The organism is Streptomyces sp. NPDC042259, from assembly GCF_055582085.1.
Window position 1 is genome coordinate 781,147 of the sequence record NZ_JBVJDW010000002.1, and the last position, 20,086, is coordinate 801,232.

At 73.5% G+C, this 20,086-nt stretch carries 20 protein-coding genes; 17 read left to right on the forward strand and 3 right to left on the reverse strand.

Annotated features, from left to right (window positions below; genetic code table 11):
• Window positions 1-84: 84 nt before the first annotated feature.
• Window positions 85-633 carry a GNAT family N-acetyltransferase gene (locus tag ACZ6MA_RS07840; protein WP_469432290.1) on the reverse strand — a complete coding sequence of 183 codons (549 nt, stop codon included), beginning with the start codon at window positions 631-633 and terminating at the stop codon, window positions 85-87.
• 78 nt (window positions 634-711) lie between these two features.
• On the opposite strand from ACZ6MA_RS07840, the gene ACZ6MA_RS07845 reads away from it, so the two are divergent.
• The 4 genes from ACZ6MA_RS07845 to ACZ6MA_RS07860 all read left to right on the forward strand — a co-directional run bounded on the left by ACZ6MA_RS07845 (window position 712) and on the right by ACZ6MA_RS07860 (window position 3,820).
• Window positions 712-1,104: a VOC family protein gene (locus ACZ6MA_RS07845; protein WP_469431917.1), complete on the forward strand. Its 393-nt coding sequence runs from the start codon at window positions 712-714 to the stop codon at window positions 1,102-1,104.
• A 192-nt stretch (window positions 1,105-1,296) separates the two neighbouring features.
• Window positions 1,297-1,881 carry a DUF5134 domain-containing protein gene (locus ACZ6MA_RS07850; RefSeq protein ID WP_469431918.1) on the forward strand — a complete coding sequence of 195 codons (585 nt, stop codon included), beginning with the start codon at window positions 1,297-1,299 and terminating at the stop codon, window positions 1,879-1,881.
• 165 nt (window positions 1,882-2,046) lie between these two features.
• Window positions 2,047-3,000 carry a M56 family metallopeptidase gene (locus ACZ6MA_RS07855; protein WP_469431919.1) on the forward strand — a complete coding sequence of 318 codons (954 nt, stop codon included), beginning with the start codon at window positions 2,047-2,049 and terminating at the stop codon, window positions 2,998-3,000.
• 88 nt (window positions 3,001-3,088) lie between these two features.
• On the forward strand, window positions 3,089-3,820 hold the full coding sequence (locus tag ACZ6MA_RS07860; protein ID WP_469431920.1) for a phosphatase PAP2 family protein: 732 nt from the start codon (window positions 3,089-3,091) through the stop codon (window positions 3,818-3,820).
• Here ACZ6MA_RS07860 and ACZ6MA_RS07865 read toward each other — a convergent pair.
• The gene (locus ACZ6MA_RS07865; protein WP_469431922.1) at window positions 3,817-4,890 is read right to left on the reverse strand and encodes an extracellular catalytic domain type 1 short-chain-length polyhydroxyalkanoate depolymerase; all 1,074 of its coding nucleotides are present in this window, start codon (window positions 4,888-4,890) and stop codon (window positions 3,817-3,819) included. The genes ACZ6MA_RS07860 and ACZ6MA_RS07865 overlap by 4 nt on opposite strands.
• A 343-nt stretch (window positions 4,891-5,233) precedes the next feature.
• Between ACZ6MA_RS07865 and ACZ6MA_RS07870 the strand changes: the two genes are divergently transcribed.
• The 10 genes from ACZ6MA_RS07870 to ACZ6MA_RS07915 all read left to right on the forward strand — a co-directional run bounded on the left by ACZ6MA_RS07870 (window position 5,234) and on the right by ACZ6MA_RS07915 (window position 16,255).
• Window positions 5,234-6,046 carry a 3-hydroxybutyrate dehydrogenase gene (locus ACZ6MA_RS07870; RefSeq protein WP_469431924.1) on the forward strand — a complete coding sequence of 271 codons (813 nt, stop codon included), beginning with the start codon at window positions 5,234-5,236 and terminating at the stop codon, window positions 6,044-6,046.
• Window positions 6,047-6,109: 63 nt separating this feature from the next.
• Entirely contained in the window at window positions 6,110-7,561 is a 1,452-nt protein-coding gene (locus tag ACZ6MA_RS07875) for an MFS transporter (protein ID WP_469431925.1), read from the forward strand.
• Window positions 7,562-7,635: 74 nt separating this feature from the next.
• Window positions 7,636-9,594, forward strand: a complete 1,959-nt coding sequence (locus ACZ6MA_RS07880) for a helix-turn-helix domain-containing protein (RefSeq protein WP_469431926.1) — start codon at window positions 7,636-7,638, stop codon at window positions 9,592-9,594.
• 111 nt (window positions 9,595-9,705) lie between these two features.
• Complete coding sequence (locus ACZ6MA_RS07885; protein WP_469431928.1) at window positions 9,706-10,569, forward strand: maleylpyruvate isomerase N-terminal domain-containing protein; 864 nt, start codon at window positions 9,706-9,708, stop codon at window positions 10,567-10,569.
• Window positions 10,570-10,585: 16 nt separating this feature from the next.
• Complete coding sequence (locus ACZ6MA_RS07890) at window positions 10,586-11,215, forward strand: PadR family transcriptional regulator (protein ID WP_469431930.1); 630 nt, start codon at window positions 10,586-10,588, stop codon at window positions 11,213-11,215.
• A gap of 17 nt (window positions 11,216-11,232) precedes the next feature.
• A complete protein-coding gene (locus ACZ6MA_RS07895; RefSeq protein ID WP_469431931.1) occupies window positions 11,233-11,892 on the forward strand; it encodes an LppU/SCO3897 family protein in 660 nt (219 codons plus the stop codon).
• Window positions 11,893-12,031: 139 nt separating this feature from the next.
• Entirely contained in the window at window positions 12,032-12,904 is an 873-nt protein-coding gene (locus ACZ6MA_RS07900) for a DMT family transporter (protein ID WP_469431932.1), read from the forward strand.
• Window positions 12,905-13,110: 206 nt separating this feature from the next.
• A complete protein-coding gene (locus ACZ6MA_RS07905; RefSeq protein ID WP_469431933.1) occupies window positions 13,111-13,755 on the forward strand; it encodes a hypothetical protein in 645 nt (214 codons plus the stop codon).
• A gap of 123 nt (window positions 13,756-13,878) precedes the next feature.
• The gene (locus tag ACZ6MA_RS07910) at window positions 13,879-14,574 is read left to right on the forward strand and encodes an HAD family hydrolase (protein ID WP_469431934.1); all 696 of its coding nucleotides are present in this window, start codon (window positions 13,879-13,881) and stop codon (window positions 14,572-14,574) included.
• Between the two features lie 331 nt (window positions 14,575-14,905).
• Entirely contained in the window at window positions 14,906-16,255 is a 1,350-nt protein-coding gene (locus tag ACZ6MA_RS07915) for an FAD-dependent oxidoreductase (RefSeq protein WP_469431936.1), read from the forward strand.
• Between the two features lie 33 nt (window positions 16,256-16,288).
• Here ACZ6MA_RS07915 and ACZ6MA_RS07920 read toward each other — a convergent pair whose 3' ends face one another.
• Complete coding sequence (locus tag ACZ6MA_RS07920; protein WP_469431937.1) at window positions 16,289-16,654, reverse strand: ArsR/SmtB family transcription factor; 366 nt, start codon at window positions 16,652-16,654, stop codon at window positions 16,289-16,291.
• A gap of 149 nt (window positions 16,655-16,803) precedes the next feature.
• Here ACZ6MA_RS07920 and ACZ6MA_RS07925 point away from each other — a divergent pair, with 149 nt between their 5' ends.
• From ACZ6MA_RS07925 to ACZ6MA_RS07935, 3 genes are all read left to right on the forward strand, one after another.
• On the forward strand, window positions 16,804-17,895 hold the full coding sequence (locus tag ACZ6MA_RS07925) for an NADH:flavin oxidoreductase/NADH oxidase (RefSeq protein WP_469431938.1): 1,092 nt from the start codon (window positions 16,804-16,806) through the stop codon (window positions 17,893-17,895).
• 121 nt (window positions 17,896-18,016) lie between these two features.
• Window positions 18,017-18,694 carry a uracil-DNA glycosylase gene (locus ACZ6MA_RS07930; RefSeq protein ID WP_469431939.1) on the forward strand — a complete coding sequence of 226 codons (678 nt, stop codon included), beginning with the start codon at window positions 18,017-18,019 and terminating at the stop codon, window positions 18,692-18,694.
• 192 nt (window positions 18,695-18,886) lie between these two features.
• Window positions 18,887-20,005, forward strand: coding sequence for an N-acetylglucosamine kinase (locus ACZ6MA_RS07935; protein ID WP_469431940.1), 1,119 nt, complete (start codon window positions 18,887-18,889; stop codon window positions 20,003-20,005).
• Window positions 20,006-20,086: the final 81 nt, after the last annotated feature.

The window sequence follows — 20,086 nt, forward strand, 5'->3', positions numbered from 1 at the left end:
GGTGGGTGTCCCCCCTCGGGCCGGCCGCCCGCCGTCCTACGGCTTTATACGGGCCTCATGCGGGCCCCATACACGGCAGGACCCTTACGGCAGTTCCTTGACCAGCAGCTCGAACTCGAGGTCGTCGCGCCGGGGGATGCCGAAGCGCTCGTCGCCGTAGGGGAAGGGGGACATCCGGCCGGTGCGCCGGTAGCCGCGGCGCTCGTACCAGGCGATGAGTTCGTCGCGCTGCCGGATGACCGTCATGTGCATCTCCCGGGCGCCCCACTCGGCCCGGACGGTCCGCTCGGCCTCCGCCATGATCACCTTGCCGAGCCCGGAGCCCTGCAGCGAGGGGCGGACCGCGAACATCCCGAAGTAGGCGTGGGTACCACGGTGTTCGAGCTGGCAGCAGGCGACGATCTCGCCGTCCCGCTCCACCGCGAGCAGGATGCTGGATTCGTCGGTCACCACGGCCAGGACCCCGTCGGGGTCGGTCCGCCGGCCGTCCAGCAGATCGGCCTCGGTCGTCCAGCCCGCCCGGCTGTCGTCACCGCGGTAGGCCGACTCGACCAGCTCGACCAGGGCGGGCACGTCCGCGACGGTGGCCGCCCGGAAGGTGGGCTCGGCGGTGCGGCTGCCGGCGGTTTCCATCATGTTCCCGGGGTCCTCTCCGTACGGTTGTCTGCCCTTATGACCCTAACCCGGTGAGGTGTGCGTACAGTCGCGAGCATGGTGCACGTACTGAGCAGCAGGGTGCTACTGAGGCCGACCGACCCGGAGCGTTCGCGGGACTTCTACGGGCGGACGCTGGGGCTCGCGGTCTACCGCGAGTTCGGCACCGGCCCCGAGCGCGGCATCGTCTACTTCCTGGGCGGCGGATTCCTGGAGGTCTCGGGCCGCGCCACCGATCCGCCCGCCCCCGGCCTGGAGCTGTGGTTGCAGGTCGCGGACGCGAAGGCGGCGCACGAGGAGTTCCGGCGGCAGGGGGTCGTGGTGCTGGAGCCCCCGGAGCGCAAGCCGTGGGGGCTGGTGGAGATGTGGATCGCCGATCCGGACGGGGTGCGCATCGCCGTGGTGGAGGTCCCGGAGGACCACCCCATGCGGTATCGCCCGGGGATCTAGGGCGGCGGGGGAGGTCGGGGGGCGTCCGCGGGGCCGGGATCCGTGCGCCGGCTGTGCGCGGGCGCTCCGGCGCAGCGCGGGCGCATGGCCGTATCGGTCCGTGCTCCCCTTTTTGCGCCTGTGCGCTCCCGTGTGACGCTGCTCCGGTGGGCATCCTCCGGAGGTAAGTGTGCGCGTCCATGGAGGTGTGCCGTGCACGGACCGCCGCTGGTCGGGTGGTTGTTGGTGGCGCTGTGCGCCGCGACGGGCGCGTACTGCCTCCTGAGTGTGCGGGCCGGCGCGGCGGGGGAGCGCCGGGCCGCACACGGGGACGCGCTGATGGGTCTGGGCATGGCGGCGATGGCGGTGCCGGCCGCGGCGCTGGACACCAGGCCGTGGGGGGCGCCGCTGTTCGCCGTGGTGTTCGCGACCGGCGGGTTGCGCGCGCTGCTGCTGGCCCGGGAGCGTGCGGAGGCCCACCATCTGCACCACGCCGTCGGCGCGTTCGCGATGGTCTATATGGCGCTCGCGATGACGGGCGCCCCCATCGACGGGCACGCGGGGACCTCGCACGAACCGGCGGGGACTCCCCTGCTGACCGGGTTGCTGCTCGTGTATTTCGCCGTGTACGTCGTGCGGACGGTGGCCGGGCTGGTTCCGGTGATGGCCGAGCCGTCCGGTGAGGCCGCGTGGGCCGATGGCCGGCTGCGGCCGGGCTGGCAGTGGCGGCCCGAGGTGACCAACGCCTGCCGGCTGACCATGGGCATGGGCATGCTGGCGATGCTGCTCACCCTGTGACGGGCCGCCGGGGGCCGCCGGACGGGTCGGCGGCCGGGTTGGCGGCCGGGTCGGCGGGGTGCCGGTGGCACGGCGGCGGTCCGCGTCGTCGTCGTGCGCGTGGCGTGCGTCACTTCGTTCGCGGGAGCGTACCCGGGGCGGTCGCGCGCTCATAGGCTGACCGCCATGATGGTCCCGCTCGCGCTGCTGGTCCTCGCCGCTCTGACCGCGGTCATGGCGCCGCGCCTGCTGACCCGCGCCGGCTGGCCCGACCGTGAACCCGTCGTGGCGCTGTGGGTGTGGCAATGCGTCGTCGCGGCCGTACTGCTCTGTTGTGTGCTCGCCATGGCGCTGAGCGCCGCCGCGGCCTGGCAGGCCGTACGCGGCCACGTCTTCGCCCTGGCCCCGCGCGGTGTCATCGAGGCCTACGCCCTGACCGCCTACGGGTCGTGGGCGGCACCCATGGCCGTGACGCTGGCGTGCGGCGCGGTCTGGACGGCGGCGATGCTCACCCGCGAGGTCCACTGGGCGCGTCTGCGGCACCGGCGGCGCCAGGCGGAGCTGCTCGTGCGCTCGCCCCTGCTGCCCGGCGAGGAGCCCGGCGCGGGACGGTTGACGGTGCTGGAGGGCGACCGGCCCGACGCCTGGTGGCTACGAGGCCGTGCCGCACCGCATCTGGTGATCACGACAGGGGCACTGCGGCGGCTCAAGGGATCACGGCTGGACGCGGTCCTGGCCCATGAGCAGGGACACGCGCGCGCCCGGCACGACTGGCTGCTGCACTGCTCGTCGGCGCTGGCGAACGGCTTTCCGCAGGTGCCGGTGTTCGCGGCCTTCCGCGACCAGGTCCATCACCTGGTCGAGCTGGCCGCGGACGACGCCGCCTCGCGCCGGTTCGGACGGCTGACGACCGCTCTGGCACTCGTCGAACTCAATGAGGAAAGCGGTGTGTTCGGCCCCTGCCCGTCCCCCCTCTCGCAGGTGCCCGGCCGGGTCCACCGGCTGCTGGAGCCCGCCCCCCGGCTGACGGCGGCGCGGCGGCTGCGGCTCACGGCCGCGGCGGCGCTGGTGCCGGCCGTGCCGCTGCTGGTGACCTTCGCGCCGGGGCTCAGGGCGCTGGGGCTCGGCACACCGGGCTGAGGTCGCGTTCCCGTGGGGCGTCCCACCGTCGGGGTGTCCGGTGTTCCGGTTCTGGTTTGGTGACGCCGGGACGGGCGACGATCTGATCATGCAGGTTCCCACGCGCCCCTCCGCTCCGCGCGCCGCCCCGGCCCGGCCCACGCGCTCCGTGTGGCTCCGCTCCGCGGCCGTGCTCTGTGCCCTGTTCGTCGTCCTCCTGGTGCTGGTCGGCAGTGGGTGGCAGCCCTTGGACTCGCTGGACCGGCGGGTCGCGCAGTCCCTGCATCCGGTGGCGGTGACGCACGACGGGTGGACGCACGTCGTCCGGCTGCTGTCGGACTGGCTGTGGGACCCGTGGACGATGCGCACGGCGCTCGCCGTGACCACGCTCTGGCTCCTGTGGCGGCGCCGACGGCTGCTCGCGCTCTGGATCGTCGCCACCTCGGCGCTGGGAACGGCTCTGCAGCAGAGCCTCAAGGCGGCGGTGGGACGGGACCGCCCGCACTGGCCGGACCCGGTGGCCACCGCCCACTTCCAGGCCTTTCCGTCCGGCCACGCGCTGACCGCGACGGTGACCTGCGGGCTGCTGGTGTGGCTGCTGTGGCTGCACGGCGCGGCATGGCGCCAGGTGCGTGCCGCGCTGGCGGTGAGCGTGCTGTCGGTGCTCGGCGTGGGCTTCACTCGTGTCTATCTCGGGGTGCACTGGCTGTCGGACGTGGTGGGCGGGGTACTGCTGGGCACGGCCCTGGTGGCCGCTTCGGCCTGGACGTACGCGCGCGTGCCCGAGTGGCGCGCCCGCCGTGCCGGGCGGGCGGCACGGTCGGGCAGCGCTTCCGGTTAGTTCGGGTCCGGCGTGGGCGAGGCGGTGTCGTCGATGCCCCAGAAGTGGACGAGGTGGTACGCGGAGCAGATGTTCACGTCCAGGATGTAGGCGGCCGCGGTCCCGCACTGGGCCGGGCCGGTGCCGGGGTCGACGGGCTGGCCGTGCCCCATGCCGGTGATCTGGTAGGTCTCCACGGTGCCGCCGTAGACCCGGTGGGGGTAACCTCCGACCGTGTCCGTGGTGTCCGGTGTCTGATCGGTGCCGTTGGCGTTGGTGAACTGCTCCATGAGTTCGGTGCCGTTCAGGGGCTTCACGGTCGAGTCCGTGGTGCCGTGCCAGATCGAGACCTTCGGGCGCGGCCCGGAGTACGCCGGGAAGGCCGCCCTGACCTTGTCTCCCCACTCCTGGGGGCTCTTCCCGACGCCGGGGCTCATGCAGGTGAAGGCGGAGGCCACCGAGGTGGCGCAGCCGTAGGGCAGCCCGGCGATGATTCCCCCGCCCGAGAAGACGTCGGGGTAGGCCGCCAGCATGACGGAGGTCATCCCTCCCCCGGCCGACAGGCCGCTGACGTAGGCGCCCGTCGAGCCGTTGTCCCGTCGCGCGCGGTCGACCATCTGCTTGATCGACAGTGCCTCTCCGGAGTCCCGCCGGGTGTCACCGGCTTCGAACCAGTTGAAGCACGACTTCATGTTGTTCGTCGTCTGCTGCTGCGGGAGGACGAGGGTGAACCCGTACGTGTCGGCCAGCCGCGTCCAGCCGGTGCCGGCCGCATAGGTGGCGGCGTTCTGGGTGCAGCCGTGCAGGGCCACGACGACGGGGCGTCCATCGGCCAGTCCCGGAGGCACGTAACGGAACATGCGCAGGTTGCCCAGGTTGGAGCCGAATCCCGTCACTTCTTGGGGTGTTGCCGCCGCGCGGGCCGGTGCGGGCACGGCGGTGACGAACAGCGCGGCGAGCAGCGCGGCGGCCACTCCCGCGGCGCGTGCCGCGGCCGGTCGGCGTCGGGCTCCGGGCCGCGACGGGCCGACGGCTCGGCGGGCGGGCCCGTTCGCGGGCCCCGCCGCGGAGGCGATGGGATGGGACGACATGGCGGCTCCCTCGGTGTCTTGGGGTCCCGGAACCGTAGGTGGCGGTGAGGGGTCCGCGACATGGCGGGGATCGCCACAGTCGGCACAACTCCTGGTGGACGCCGCGGGGTTGTGTCAGTCGCCTGGTGGATGCTAGGGGCTCGGGCGGGCGACCGCGCGGCGAGCCGGCCGGACAGACCGGTCGGGCTGCCGTGACCGCCCGGACTCCCCGGACCGTCGGTGGCGCGAGCGGCGAACGCACCACCCCGGGCACCTCCGTAGGGGGTTCCGCCACCCTCATACAGGTCATTGTGGTGGTCGCCCCCATAGGAGAGCCGGCCCGGTGCCCCTACCGTTTCCGGCCATGACCAGCGAATTCACCGTCCCGCACGCGCCGTGCGCGGCCGCCTCGTCGCTCTCGGCCGCGCACGGCGCGGACCTGTCGGGCCGCGCCGCACTGGTGACCGGCGGCGGCAGCGGCATCGGCCTGGCATGCGCCGCCGCCCTCGCGGCGGCCGGTGCCGAGGTCCACGTGGTCGACCTGGACGCCGAGAAGGCCGCATCGGTCGCCGCCGCCATCGGGGGAAGGGCGTACGCCGCCGACTTGGCCGACCCTGCCGTGATCGACACACTGCCCGAGGCCGTCGACATCCTCGTCAACAACGCCGGTCTGCAGCACATCGCTCCGCTCCCCGAGTTCCCGCCGGAGCGCTTCGCCCTCATGCAGCGGGTGATGGTCACCGCCCCGTTCCTGCTGATCCGCCGGGTGTTGCCGCACATGTATACCGGCGGGTGGGGCCGGGTGATCAATATGTCCAGCGTCCACGGACTGCGCGCCAGCGCGTACAAGTCCGCCTACGTCACGGCCAAGCACGCCCTGGAGGGCTTGAGCAAGGTCACCGCCATCGAGGGCGCTCCGCACGGGGTGACCAGCAACTGCGTGAATCCCGGCTATGTCCGTACCCCTCTGGTCGAGAGCCAGATCCATGATCAGGCCGCGGCGCACGGCATCAGCGCCGACGACGTCCTCTCCCACGTCCTGCTCTCCCGCGCCCCGGTCAAACGGCTCCTCGAAGCCGAGGAGGTCGCCGCCGCCGTCCTGTGGCTGTGCGGACCGCACACCAGTTACATCACCGGCGCCTCCCTTCCCCTGGACGGCGGCTGGGGAGCGAATTGAGCCCTCGGCCCTCCCTTTCCTCGCCTCGCACGGCCCTGCCCACACCTACGAAACTGGTGACACATGACCGACTCACCGGCCACCGGTCCCGGCGCCACCGGCGGTTCTCCCGGCATCGCCCGCATCGTCGTCGCGAGCCTCATCGGCACCACCATCGAGTGGTACGACTTCTTCCTCTACGGTTCCGCCGCCGCGCTGGTGTTCAACACCCTTTTCTTCCCCACCGCCGACCCGCTCGTGGGCACCCTGATCGCCTTCATCACCTACGCGGTCGGATTCGCCGCCAGGCCGCTGGGCGGCATGGTCTTCGGGCATTTCGGGGACACGATCGGCCGCAAGAAGCTGCTCGTCATCAGCCTGCTCATGATGGGCGGGGCCACCTTCGCCATGGGTCTGCTGCCCACCTACGGGACGCTCGGCGTGGGCGCACCGATCCTGCTCACCGTGCTCCGCCTCGTCCAAGGCTTCGCGCTGGGCGGCGAATGGGGCGGCGCGGTCCTCATCGTCTCCGAGCACGGGGGCGACGAGCGGCGTGGCTTCTGGGCCTCGTGGCCGCAGGCCGGAGCCCCGGGCGGCAATCTCCTGGCCACCGGTGTCCTCGCGCTGCTCGCCACCGTCCAGTCGGAGGAAACCTTCAGCTCGTGGGGCTGGCGCGTCCCGTTCCTGCTCTCCGGCATCCTGGTGCTGCTCGGCCTGTGGGTCCGCGTCTCCGTCTCCGAGTCCCCCGTCTTCCTCGCCGCCCAGGCCGAGGCCCAGGCCGGCGCCGCCCGCGGCGGCAAGGAGAAGGCCCCGGTGATCGAGGTGTTCCGGCGCAACCGGAAGGAGGTCCTCACGGCGATCGGCACCCGCTTCGGCGAGAACATCTCCTACTACGTCCTCACCGCCTTCCTCCTCGTCTACGTCACCACCCACCTCGGACTGCCCAAGAGCACCGCGTTGAACGCCGTATTGATCGGCTCGGCGGTCCACTTCGTCACCATCCCCCTGTGGGGCGCGCTCTCCGACCGCGTCGGCCGCAGGCCGGTCACCCTGATCGGCTCGGCCGGCATGGCACTGTGGGCCTTCGCCTTCTTCGCCCTGCTCGACTCCGAGTCGTTCACCGTGATCACCCTGGCGGTGACGGCCGGCCTGCTGCTGCACGGCGCCATGTACGGCCCCCAGGCCGCCTTCATCACGGAACTGTTCGACACCGAGGTCCGCTACTCCGGCGCGTCGATGGGCTCCCAGCTCGCCTCCATCGTCGCCGGCGCGCCGGCACCGATCATCGCGGTCGCACTCCTCAGGGAGTGCGACTCCGCCGTCCCCGTCGCCCTGTACCTCTGTCTGGCAGCGACGGTCACCGCCGTGACCGTCGCCGTCGCCGGGGAAACCCGCGGCCGGGACCTCACCGCCACCACCACGGCCGACTCCCCCGGCCGAACGTCCCGGCCCGGGCACCCTGTAAGCCTGGGCACCCCCGCCCCCGCCCGTCGCACCGCGGACGGGACGCGGCGGACAACCGGGGGCACGCGGTAAGCCGTGTCCCCAAGCCGGACCGCGTCCCGCACGCGGCCGGCTCCCCCGCACCCGGACGGAAGGAGTACCGGCCCATGGCCGCCGTAAACAACCACACCTCCCGCGCGGCGGCACCCAGCGCGACGGTGGCCCTCGGACAGCTGCTGACCATGCTGGCCTCCGGAGCACCCACCGAGCAGTTCACCCGCCTGTCGGCCGACGTGTCCACCGCGGCACTCCCGCCCGGGGAGCGGTCCGTCCTGGAGGAAGCCACACGGGCCGCGCTGGAGATCCGGCGGACCCTCGACCAGCACCGCGAACGCGAGGCCGAACTGGCCGCGCTCTTCGACACCGCGAGCGACCTCGCCGCACTGCGTGACCTGGACGCGGTCCTCCGCGCCATCGTCCACCGGGCCAGAACCCTGCTCGGCACCGACGTGGCCTATCTGACCCTCAACGATCCCGTCGCCGAGGACACCTTCATGCGGGTCACCGACGGCTCGATCTCCGCCCGCTTCCAGCAACTGCGGCTCGGCATGGGCGAGGGTCTCGGCGGGCTGGTCGCCCAGACCGCCCGCCCGTACGCCAGCGCCGATTACCGCGCCGACCCCCGCTTCACCCACACCCGCCCCATCGACGCGGCAGTCGGCGAAGAGGGGTTGCGCGGCATCCTCGGGGTCCCTCTGCGTGTCGGCGAGCGCGTCATCGGCGTGCTGTTCGCCGCGGACCGCACCACCCGGGGCTTTCCGCCGGGCGCCATCGCGCTGCTCACCTCGCTCGCCGACCACGCCGCCGTCGCCATCGACAGCGCCCGTCTGCTGGAGGAGACCCGGGCCGCCCTCGTCGAACTCAACAAGGCCAACGAGACCGCCCGTGCCCACAGCGCGGCCCTCCGCCGTGCCGCCGACGCCCACGACCGGCTCACCGACCTGGTCCTGCGCGGCGGAAGCGTCGACGACCTGGTGCGTGAGATCGCCGCCCTGCTCGGCGGCGGTCTCGCCCTCCACGACGCGGACGGCACCGAAATGGCCCGGGCCGGCACCGGCCCCCTCGCCCCGTCCCCCCAGGGCATCGCCGCCTCCCGCACCGGTGGTCATGCCGTCCCGGTGGACGGCACCTGGGTGTGCGCCGTACTGGCCGGCTCCGAACTCCTCGGCAGCGTCGTGCTGACCGGCCGCGCGGATCTGGCCGCCGCCGACCGGCGTCTGTTCGAACGCGCCGCCCTGGTCGCCGCCCTGCTGTTGCTGCTGCGCCGCACCATCGCCGAGGCGGAGGATCGCGTCCGCGGGGAACTCCTCGACGATCTGCTCACCTTCGATCAGCACGGCGGCCCCCACGACACCGGAAGCCTCGCCATCCGTGCCCGCAAGCTCGGCCTCGATCTCTCCCGGCCCTGCGCCGTGCTCACCGTGGACACCGGCGGTGAGCCGCGGGCGCGGCTGTTCGCGGAAGCCGTACGCCGGGCCCGCTCGCTGGGCGGGCTCGCGGGGGTCCGCGACGGCCACGTCGTCGTCCTCGTACCGTCGTCGGAGCCCGGCGCACTCGCCGCGCGGCTGGCCCGGGACCTGGGGCAGGCGGCCGGGGCGCCGGTCACCGTGGGATCCGCCGGGCCGGCCACCGGGCCCCAACGGCTCCCGGGCACCTACGCCGAAGCCTGCCGCTGCCTCGACGCCCTGCACGCGCTCGGCCGCACCGGCGACGGCGCCGACATCGCCGGGCTCGGTTTCCTCGGCGTCCTGCTCGGCGACCGGTCGGACATCGACGGCTTCGTCGAGCGTTTCCTCGGCCCCGTTCTCGCCTACGACCGGCAGCGGGGCACCGAGCTGGCCCATACCCTCGACACCTACTACACCCATGGCGCGAGCCTGTCCAAGGCCAAGGACGCCCTCCACGTGCACGTCAACACCGTGGTGCAGCGGCTGGACCGAGTGGCCCGGCTTCTCGGCCCGGACTGGAACAGCCCCGCCAGGGCCCTCGAACTCCAGCTCGCCCTGCGGCTGCACCGCCTGAACGGCCACAAGAAGCCGGCCGGCCCCACGTACCGGCGCGAATAACTCCCGTCGCGCTGAACGGAGTTCTCCGCTCCACCGTCCGATGTGTCATGTCGGCACCTTCCACTGTGGAATGTCTTGACGGGCGCGGCCCCCGGCAGCAGACTCCGCCGCATGATGGCTGTCGTGCCGGACCTGAGGGCCGTGCGGTCGGCGCTCGTCACCGAGAGCGGCCGCGTGGCCCGCTCGGTGGGCGACGCGGGCCGCCTGGATGCGCCCGTACCGGGCCTGGACTGGAACGCCGGCCAACTGACGGCGCACCTGTGCACCGTCTACGACACCTACGCGGCCTCGCTCCGCGGCGAGTTGCCGGACGGATGGGCCGACCTGGTCGGTGTCACCGGCGTGGCCGGTGCCACCGCCGCATCACTACGGGAGTGGGTGACGGCCGCCAACGCCGTCGCGGTCCGGTCGACGACGTTCACCGGAGCGGTGGGGGCGGCCGACGCGCTGACCGGTGCGGCCGGGAGGCTGCTCGCCGCGCTCGGCGGCCTCACGGACCCGCACGAGCCGAGGCCGACGCCCTGGTACGGGCCCGGGGTGACCCGCACGACCGGGACGCTGGCCGCCCTCGCCGTCAGCGAGACGCTGGTGCACGGCTACGACCTGGCCCGCGCGCTCGGCGGGAGCACGCGGATGGCGGACCGCCCGGCGGCGGCGGTGGCCCCGACCGTCATGAGTCAGATGCTGCCGCTGCTGCTCGACCGGGAACGGGCACGCCGCTTCGCCGGCAGCATCGAGGTGCGCGTGCGCGGGGGAACGCCCTTCGTCCTGCGCATCGCCCACGGCACGGCACGGAGCACGCCCGCCGGCGGCGGGGCCGCCGACTGCGTGGTCTCCATGAACGCCCGCTCCGCGCTGCTGGTCGGCTTCCGCCGGCAGTCGGTCGGCCGCGCCATGGCGACCGGCCGCATCACCGCCTACGGCCGCAGACCCTGGCGCGGCCTCCGGCTGCACACCCTCTTCACATCACCCTGACAGGCTGGAACCCGCCATGAACGAAGGCGCGGACGGCGAGCAGGCAGCCGCCACCGATGCCCTACCGGCCGAGGCGGATGTCCTCGCGGTCAACTCCACGGCCGCGTCGCTGCTCGGCTTCCTCCACGACGGGCCGCGCACCGGCTGGGACCTGGCGGCCGTGGCCGAGCAGGTCATCGGCCCCTTCTGGTCGCTGACGCGCAGTCAGGTCTACCGTGAGCTGATCGCGATGAGCGCGTCCGGGCTGGTCGACCCGGGCCCCGCGGGGCGGCGCCGGTCCCGCCCGTACACCCTCACGGAAGCGGGCCGCCGGGCGTTCGCGCGGTGGGTGGCCGAAGGGCCCGGCGAGGCCACGATGCGGCTGCCGCTGCTGCTCTTCGTCGCGCTGGGAAAGTACCTTCCTCCCGGACATCTCGCCGACGTGCTGCGCCGGCAGCGCGAGCACCAGGTCCGCCTGCTGGCCGGCTACCGCGAACTGCGCGGGGCCCTGCGGGCGGAGAGCCCCGACCCCCACCTCCTCGCCGTCCTCGACTACGGCATCTCCACCGCGCGCACCACGATCCGCTGGATCGACCGGCTGCCGCCCGGGCTCTTCGCCCCCACCGACACCACCGACAGCCCGCCCGGGCCCGGGCAGCCCACCTGACCAGCCGAGGAGTTCCCGTGCCAGATGTCATCACGCTCCACCTGACCCCCCAAGAGGCCTCCTCCGGTACGACCCGGGAGATCCCGCTCCCGTCCGGCAACGTCACGATCCGCATCCCGCCGGTGCGGAACGGCAACCTCATCAGAATCACCACGGCACAGGGCGAGGTGCTCATCCGCGTGGTGGTGCCGGCCGGGCACGGCCGCCGGGCGGCGTGGCTCGTCGCCCTCGCCGTCGCGGCAGCCGTCATCGCCCTCATCGTCGCCCTGAACCGAGGTGACGACTCCTCGTCGACGGCCGCCGCCCCGACGCCCACGGTCTCGGCGACCCCGCCCGGCGCCCCGACGACCACGGCTCCCGCCGTGCCGCTCCCCGGCTCCCCGCCGCCCGTCGCCCCGACCCCCACCGCCAGTCCCTTCCGGTCGGGCACCTGTCTCGACGGGACCATCCCCCACTCGACGACCCCGGTGAAGGTCGACGTCGACGTGGTCCCCTGCTCCTCCTCCACGGCCCACTACCGGGTGATCCAGACGTTCCCCGGCACCACGGACATGAACAGGTGCCAGAGCAACCCCTCCACGGAGTACGCCTACTCGAGCCGCAGCACGTGGGGCGGCCGGACGATGTGGGAAGTCGTCTACTGCCTGGTCGGCCTCGGCTCGTACGCGAGGGGATGACCGTCCGGCGACGCGGGCGGAGCCGTACATCCCCCGGTGGGACGGCGGGCCTCCCGGACATCCCGCCGGGATGCCGGTTGACTGTGCGCGGGCCACGGCCCGCGGTCCAGGAGCGACTCGTCCAGGATGGGGCCGAGGAATGACGCCCGCGCTTTCGGTGCTGTTCGCCCTGCTGACAGCCGTCGCCAACGCCTCGGCGACGGTGCTGCAGCGCGTCGCGGCCCGTCGGCTGCCGCCCGGTGACGCGTTCAGCGCGCGCGTCGTTCCGTTCCTGCTGCGCAGCCCGGCCTGGCTGGTGGGCATCGTGGTCACCGTCGCCGCGGCCGCTTTCCAGGCGCTCGCCCTGGGGCTGGGATCGGTGACGCTGGTGCAGCCGATCCTGGTGGCCGAGCTGCCCCTGGCCCTCCTGATCGCCAGTGCCACGTCGAGGCAGCGGATGTCCGCCGCCGCCTGGCTGGCGACCGGCATGGTCGCCGCCGGCCTGGGCGGCGCCCTGACCGCGGCGGCGCCCAGGGAAGGCAGCGCGCCGCTCTCCCCGGCGGTGTGGGTCCTCACACTGCTCGCCGCCGCGGGGTGCGTGGCCCTGTGCGTCGCGGCGGCGCTGACCCGCCCCCGCGGCATGGCCCGGGCGGCGCTGTTCGGCAGCGCGGCGGCGATCGGGTACGGGGTCACGGCCATCTTGATGAAGTACGCCATGGACACGCTCGGCGACGGGGGGATCGGCGCGTTCCTCGGCTCCTGGCAGACCTACGGCTTCGTGGCCGCGGGGGCGTCCTCGCTGTTCCTGCTGGCCAATGCCATGGAGTCCGGTCCGCTGGTCGCCTCCCAGCCGGCCCTCGTCCTGGGTGAGGCCCTGGCCAGTCTGGCGCTCGGCATCATCGTCTACGGCGACCGGGTCCGCACCGGTTGGTGGCTGGTGCCGGAGGGCGTGGGAGCGCTGCTGGTGGCCTGGGGGGTCTTCCTTCTGCCCAAGGGCGCGTCGGACGACGGCGAACCGGCCGGACGCGTATGACCGGTCCGCGACGGGGAATTCGCCGATCTGTGACTGAGCCGAGTGGGTACCGGAGTCGTGGCGTTTCCTGTCCGGTTTTTTATCGTTATGCACGTATGGCGCGGTTTGCGATGGTCAGGCAGCTCAGAGACGGCATCACGACGCGAGAAGGAGAACGCTCCCCTTTCGGCAGGGCGGCCCGGTCGCTGGGCGCGGAGTGGCACCGCGTGGTCGACCTGCCCGTGGCCACGGTGCGCACGCGGCGACTGGCCGCCGTACCACTGACCGCCGTCTCCCTGCTTCTCCTCACCTTCTTCCACGCGGCGTCGCTCTCCGCCGACGGGGCTCATCTGGCATGGCTGCTGGGCGGAGTGCGGGCGGACGTCGATTTGCCCCTGGCCGTGGCCCGACTGCCGATGTCCCTGTTCGTACCGGCCCCCGACCTGCCCTACCTGGCGTCGGTGGCACAGGTCGCGCCCGTCTTCGCCCTCGCCGAATGCGTCCTCGGCGCGCGGCGCACGGCCGTGGTGGCACTGCTGTCGTCCCTCACGGCCAGCCTGGCCGTCCGCGCCCTGGCGCAGCTCGGTTCCGGCCATTTTCCGGGCATGCGGGACGTCGACATCCACGCCCTCGACACGGGCCCGTCGGCCGCCGTGGTCGGGCTGCTCATCTGCGTCGGGTGGGCGTGCCGCTCCCCCACCCTCGTCTCCGGCACGGCCATCGCCATGATCATCGAGGTCGCGCTGATCCCCAACATCGCCGCTCTCGGGCACCTCGCGGGCGTCACCGTGGCGCTCGTCTACGCCGCGACGACGCGGCCCATCGTCGGCACTCGCCTCGCGCGCGACTCACGCCCGAACGTGCCCGGTTGACGTGCCCGGGCCACCGTCCGGCCCGTCGCACACCGGCCGCCGGTGCCGACGGCCGGCCGCGCCGGACCGCCCCGGGTCCCGGAACCCGGAGCGCCGAGCGGGCCGGGCCGGGAGACTGGCGCGATGACCGCCAAAGGTGTTCTCTTCGACTTCTCCGGCACCCTGTTCCGCATCGAGTCGACCGCTTCCTGGCTGCGTTCCGCGCTCGACGGGGCCCGGATCGAGCTGGACGGGGCCGAGTTCGCGCGACTGACCCGCGCCCTGGAGGCCGTCGGCGCCCTGCCCGGCGGCATCGCCCCGCGCACGGTTCCGGCGCACCTCGCCGAGGTGTGGGCGGAGCGCGACCGCACCGCGGAACGGCACCGCGCCGCCTACACCGGGATGGCCCGCGAGGTCCCGCTGCCGCACCCCGACCTCTACGACGCCCTGTACGCCCGCCACATGGAGCCCGCGGCCTGGCGCCCGTACCCCGACGCGGGCGAGGTCCTGGCCGGGTTGCGGCGGCGCGGCGTGCGCATCGCCGTGGTGAGCAACATCGGCTGGGACCCGCGGCCGGTCTTCCGCGCGCACGGACTCGACCGATGGATCGACGCGTACGCGCTCTCCTACGAACACGGCGTCCAGAAACCCGATCCACGACTGTTCCGGGCGGCGTGCGAGGCGCTCGGCCTGCCGCCCGAGGACGCGCTGATGGTCGGCGACAACCGGCACGCGGACGGGGGCGCCGCCCGGCTGGGCTGCGCGGTGCACCTGGTCGATCACCTGCCGGTCGAGGAACGCCCCGACGCGCTGCGCCCGGTGCTCGACCTGGTCGGCTGACGCGCCGTCAAACCTAGGGCAGCCCGCTGATTTTGGGCGCTCCCCCGTGTCGCCCAAAATCAGCGGACACACCGGAGGCCACCCTCGTCAGCGGGGCGGACCACCGAAGCCCTGCCGAACGGACCGGTCCGGGGGCCGGCCGCCGCAGGGGTTACAGCATGTCCCCGCGCACCGCCTCGGTCAATGAGACCCCGCGCCCGCCCTGGCGGCGTCCGGCTCTCCCCCGGCTCTCCCTCAGTCCTCCCGCGTCTCCCCCGCGTGTCTCCCGCACGCCTCCCGCATCCGGGCCCCCGGTGCGATCCTGGACGCACCCGCGGGAAGGAGTTCCGCCGTGCTTCGCGTCGCCGTCGTCGGATCGGGCCCGAGTGGGATCTACACCGCCCAGGCCCTGGTGCAGCAGCAGGACGTGCCCGGTGTGACGGTCGACGTCCTGGACCGGCTGCCCTGCCCGTACGGACTCGTGCGCTACGGGGTGGCCCCCGACCACGAGAAGATCAAATCGCTGCAGAGCACTCTGCGCTCCGCCCTTGAGCACCCGGCCGTCTCCTTCTTCGGCAACGTCCGGGTGGGTGACGAGGCGGGGGGCCTGGCACCGCGCCGGCTGCTGGACCTCTACCATGCGGTCGTCTACTGCGTCGGGGCCGCGACCGACCGGCGCCTGGGGATCCCCGGGGAGGACCTGCCGGGCAGCTTCTCGGCCACGGAGTTCGTCTCCTGGTACAGCGCCCACCCGGACGCGGCGCCCGGCGGGTTCGTGCTGGGGGCGCGCTCGGCGGTCGTCATCGGGGTCGGCAACGTGGCGGTCGACGTGACCCGGGTGCTGGCGCGTGGCGCGGACGAGCTGCGTGCCACCGATGTGCCGGACGCGGCGCTGGCCGCGCTCGCCGACAGCCGGGTGGCGGACATTCACATGGTGGGCCGGCGCGGCCCGGGTCAGGCGAAGTTCACCACGAAGGAACTGCGGGAGCTGGGCGCCCTGCCGGGGGCGGAGGTGCTCGTGGGGGCCGGGGAAGCGGCTCTGGACCCCGCGTGGGACGACCCGTCCGGGCTGCCGGCGGCCGGCCGGCGCAATGTGGAGGTGCTGCGCGGCTGGTGCGGGCGGCCGGCCCGGGGCCTCGCGCGCCGGATCCGGCTGCGGTTCTTCCTGCGGCCCGTCGCCCTGCTCGGGCAGGACGCCGTGCGCGCGGTGCGCTTCGAGCGGACGGCACCGGACGAGCACGGAGGAGTGGTCGGCACGGGCCGGTTCGAGGACATCGAGGCCCAGTTGGTCCTGCGGTCGGTCGGCTATCGCGGCGTACCGGTCCCGGGGCTGCCGTTCGACGCGGAACACGGAACCGTGCCGCACACCGCCGGGCGCGTCCTGCGCGGCGGCGTCCCCTCGCCCGGCGAGTACGTCGCGGGCTGGATCAAGCGCGGGCCGACGGGGGTGATCGGCACCAACCGCTCGTGCGCCAAGGAGACGGTGACGTCACTGCTGGCCGACGCCCGGGCGCTCATGGCGCGACGACCGGCGGGTGACCCCCGCGGCGCGCTGCGGGCGGCGGGGCAGGATCCGGTGCGGTGGCCGGGCTGGCTGGCCATCGAGGCGGCGGAGGCCGCGCTCGGGCAGCGGCTGGGCCGTGGACCGGTGAAGATCCCGGACTGGGAGGGCCTGCTCACCGCGGCACGCGACCGTCCCTGACCGAGGCCGGCCCCGGTCGCCCGCGGGTCTGCCTCAGCCGTCCTCGCCGAGCCGGCCGGCCTGCCGGTCGGCCGCCGTGAGAACGCTGTCGAGGAGGCCGGGGAACAGTGCCTCCAGATCGTCCCGGCGCAGGGCGTTCATCTTCGCCGTGCCCCGGTAGATCTGGCTGACCACACCGCTCTCGCGGAGCACACGGAAGTGGTGCGTGGTCGTCGACTTGCTGACGGGCAGTTCCAGGACGGAGCAGGACTGCTCGGTCCCCGCCGCCGCCAAGGACCGCACGATCCGCAGACGCATGGGGTCCGACAGGGCGTGCAGCACGCACTCGAGCCGGATGTCCGCGCGGACGGGGTGGTCGAGGACGCGACTGGGCGACGGGTTTCCGGACGGCGTCTGCACGGGTGCTCCTCGGGGTCGCTGCGAGGACCGAGTATACGAGGCTCGTACGAGAACTCTCGTAGTTTGACATCTACCGTAGTACGACAGTTATCGTACGAGCGTGCCCCGGCCCGCCCGAGCGCCTCGGCCCATACGAGAAGGAGCCTGTCGTGAGTTCCCTGTTCGAGCCTTACACCCTGCGTTCGCTGACCTTCCCCAACCGCGCCTGGATGGCACCGATGTGCCAGTACTCGGCCGAGGTCTTCGGGCCGGACGCGGGTGTCGCGAACGACTGGCACTTCCAGCACTACGCCGCCCGCGCGGCCGGCGGCACCGGGCTCATCCTGGTCGAGGCCACCGCGGTCAGCCCCGAGGGCCGGATCAGCCCGGCCGACCTCGGCCTGTGGAACGACACCCAGACCGAGGCGCTTAGCCGCGTGACGGCCTTCCTCAAGGGGCAGGGCACCGTTCCCGGCATCCAGATAGCCCACGCCGGGCGCAAGGCGGCGACCGAGCGGCCGTGGCGGGGCCGTGGCCCCGCGAGCCGGGAGGAGAGCTGGCCGGTGGCCGGGCCGAGCCCGCTGCCGTACGCGGACGACCACGAGGTCCCCGCGGAGCTGACGGTGGAGCAGATCAAGGAGATCGTCGGACAGTTCGCCGATGCGGCGCGGCGCGCCCTGGCCGCCGGCTTCGAGGTCGTCGAGGTGCACGGCGCGCACGGCTACCTCATCCACGAGTTCCTCTCGCCGCACAGCAACCGCCGGACCGACGAGTACGGCGGCTCGTTCGACAACCGCGTCCGGTTCCCGCTGGAGGTCGTGGACGCGGTCCGCGCCGTGTGGCCCGAGGACAAGCCCGTCTTCTTCCGCGTCTCCGCGACCGACTGGCTGACGGAGAACCCCGAGGACGAGCGCGAGGGCTGGACGGCGGACGACACCGTGCGCTTCGCGCGGGAGCTGCTCGCCCACGGCGTCGATCTGCTCGACGTCTCCACCGGCGGCAACGCGCCGGCCACCATCCCGGTCGGCCCCGGCTACCAGGTGCCGTTCGCCCGGCGCGTGAAGGAGGAGACCGGTCTGCCGGTCGCCGCGGTGGGACTGATCACCGACCCCCAGCAGGCCGAGAAGATCATCGCCAATGGGGAGGCGGACGCGGTGCTGCTGGGCCGTGAGCTGCTGCGCGACCCCTTCTGGGCGCGCCGCGCGGCGACCGCCCTGGGCGCCGACCGGCGCATCCCCGACCAGTACGGCTGGGCCGTCTGACCCGGATTCCCCTGCCGGAGGTCATGGCCGGTGCGGGCGGCGGACCGCCCGCACCGGCCGCGGCCGTCTTTTGCCCGCTCCGTTCGTACCGGCACGGGCTCAGCCAGTAGAGTGACGCCCCGTGGCTGCACGACCATTGAACGAGATCGTCGAATCCGGCTGGGCCAAGGCACTTGAGCCGGTCGCCGGACGTATCGCCGCGATGGGCGACTTCCTGCGCGCCGAGATCGCGGCGGGCCGGACCTATCTGCCCTCGGGCGCCCATGTGCTGCGCGCGTTCCAGCAGCCGTTCGACGACATACGGGTACTGATCGTGGGTCAGGATCCGTACCCGACGCCCGGCCATGCCGTGGGCCTGAGCTTCTCCGTCGCGCCCGAGGTGCGGCCGCTGCCCGGCAGCCTGGAGAACATCTTCCGCGAGCTGCACACCGATCTCGGGCTGCCCCGGCCGTCCAACGGTGATCTGACCCCGTGGGCCGAGCAGGGCGTCCTGCTGCTCAACAGGGCCCTGACCACCGCCCCGCGCAAACCCGCCGCGCACCGGGGCAAGGGATGGGAAGAGGTCACCGAGCAGGCGATCCGGGCGCTGGTCGCGCGCGGCCGGCCGATGGTGGCGATCCTGTGGGGCCGCGACGCCCGCAATCTGCGTCCGCTGCTCGGCGGAGTGCCGTGCGTCGAGTCCGCCCACCCCTCCCCCATGTCCGCCGACCGCGGTTTCTTCGGCTCCCGGCCGTTCAGCCGCGCCAACGACCTCCTGGTCCAGCAGGGGGCGGCTCCCGTCAACTGGCAACTTCCGTGATCTTGGGCGGTAAGGTGCCCGCCATGGCCACCCGCGCGGATCTCACGGACGACCCACGGCGGACGGACGCGCCGCGGCGGACACCGCGGCGGGCACGGGCCCAGGGCGCGCCACGGCCGTGCGCGAGCGCGGGCGCCGTCCGTATGGGCGCTCCGACGAGCGAGCGCGCCGCGCGCGGCTGCAGCTGATCCCGTGGACCGCGCCCCCGGAAGCCTGCCGCCCGGCCGTCCCCGGCCCGGTCACTCCGCCGTCCTGGGGATCGACTCCGGCGGCTCGGGCGTCAGAATCGCCCTGACGCCCGCCCGGGGTGCGGGCGAGACCCTCTTCTGGTCCTCCCCGGAACCCGCCGTCATGGGCGACCGGGGCATCGACGCGCGCAGCCTCCTCGACCGGGTCCTGCCCGCCGCCGTACGTCTGCTGCGCGAGGCGGGCACGGAGCACTGCGAAGCCGTCTGTGTGGGCGCCTCCGGCATGGCCACACTCGGTGACGATCTCCGTGCCGTCCTGCCCGGCGCGCTGCGCGACGCGCTCGGAGCACGGCGGCTCGCCCTGGCCTCGGACGCGGTGACCGCGTACGCGGGTGCCCTGGGCCAGCGGCCGGGCGCGGTCGTCGCCCTCGGCACCGGGCTGGTCGCGCTCGGCACCGACCTGACCCCGGGCGGCGGCTGGCGGCGGGCGGACGGCTGGGGGCACCTCCTCGGTGACTGCGGCGGCGGCGCCTGGATCGGCCGTGCCGGGCTGGAGGCGGCGATGCGCGCGTACGACGGCCGCGAGGGCGCCTCGCCCGCCCTGCTGGCCAGGCTGGAGGCCACGCTCGGCCACGCGCCTGACCTGCCGGGAAAGCTGTACCCGCGCGCGGACCGGCCCGCGCTGCTGGCGTCGTTCGCCCCCGAGGTCGGCCGGTGCGCCGGGACCGACCCGGTCGCCTCCCGCATCCTGCGCGAGGCCGCCCGGCATATCGCCGGGGCCGCGGCGGCGGTGTGCCCACGGCCGGAGCGCGGATCGGAACAGGATCCGGAACGGGGGCCGGAGCGCGGGTCGGAGCGCGGGTCGGAGCACGGTCCGGAGTCGTCCCGTCCGGCGGCCGCGACGGGCCGGCCCCCGCTGGTGGCCCTCACCGGCGGACTGCTCCGTATGGGCGAACCCCTCCTGACACCACTTCATCGAGAGTTGCAATTGCAACTACCTCATGCGCGTCTGACCGCTGCGGCGGACGACCCGCTGGGCGGGGCGTCGCTCGTGGCAGCGGCCTTGGCGGAGAACGAACTGCGACTACCCACCGAAGCCGGATTACTACGGATCATTTGCTGAACACATCTCCACTGATCGTATGAACCACCGAATAAATCCGGACAGACGTCATCTAGTTGCCCCCACCCGAACGGCCCAGTC

Coding starts and splice junctions, on each gene's coding strand:
- ACZ6MA_RS07910 (WP_469431934.1), top strand. CDS start 13,879: ATGACCGCCAAAGGTGTTCTCTTCGACTTCTCCGGCACCCTGTTCCGC.
- ACZ6MA_RS07840 (WP_469432290.1), bottom strand. CDS start 633: ATGGAAACCGCCGGCAGCCGCACCGCCGAGCCCACCTTCCGGGCGGCC.
- ACZ6MA_RS07845 (WP_469431917.1), top strand. CDS start 712: ATGGTGCACGTACTGAGCAGCAGGGTGCTACTGAGGCCGACCGACCCG.
- ACZ6MA_RS07880 (WP_469431926.1), top strand. CDS start 7,636: ATGGCCGCCGTAAACAACCACACCTCCCGCGCGGCGGCACCCAGCGCG.
- ACZ6MA_RS07885 (WP_469431928.1), top strand. CDS start 9,706: ATGATGGCTGTCGTGCCGGACCTGAGGGCCGTGCGGTCGGCGCTCGTC.
- ACZ6MA_RS07890 (WP_469431930.1), top strand. CDS start 10,586: ATGAACGAAGGCGCGGACGGCGAGCAGGCAGCCGCCACCGATGCCCTA.
- ACZ6MA_RS07860 (WP_469431920.1), top strand. CDS start 3,089: ATGCAGGTTCCCACGCGCCCCTCCGCTCCGCGCGCCGCCCCGGCCCGG.
- ACZ6MA_RS07865 (WP_469431922.1), bottom strand. CDS start 4,890: ATGTCGTCCCATCCCATCGCCTCCGCGGCGGGGCCCGCGAACGGGCCC.
- ACZ6MA_RS07875 (WP_469431925.1), top strand. CDS start 6,110: ATGACCGACTCACCGGCCACCGGTCCCGGCGCCACCGGCGGTTCTCCC.
- ACZ6MA_RS07855 (WP_469431919.1), top strand. CDS start 2,047: ATGATGGTCCCGCTCGCGCTGCTGGTCCTCGCCGCTCTGACCGCGGTC.
- ACZ6MA_RS07900 (WP_469431932.1), top strand. CDS start 12,032: ATGACGCCCGCGCTTTCGGTGCTGTTCGCCCTGCTGACAGCCGTCGCC.
- ACZ6MA_RS07870 (WP_469431924.1), top strand. CDS start 5,234: ATGACCAGCGAATTCACCGTCCCGCACGCGCCGTGCGCGGCCGCCTCG.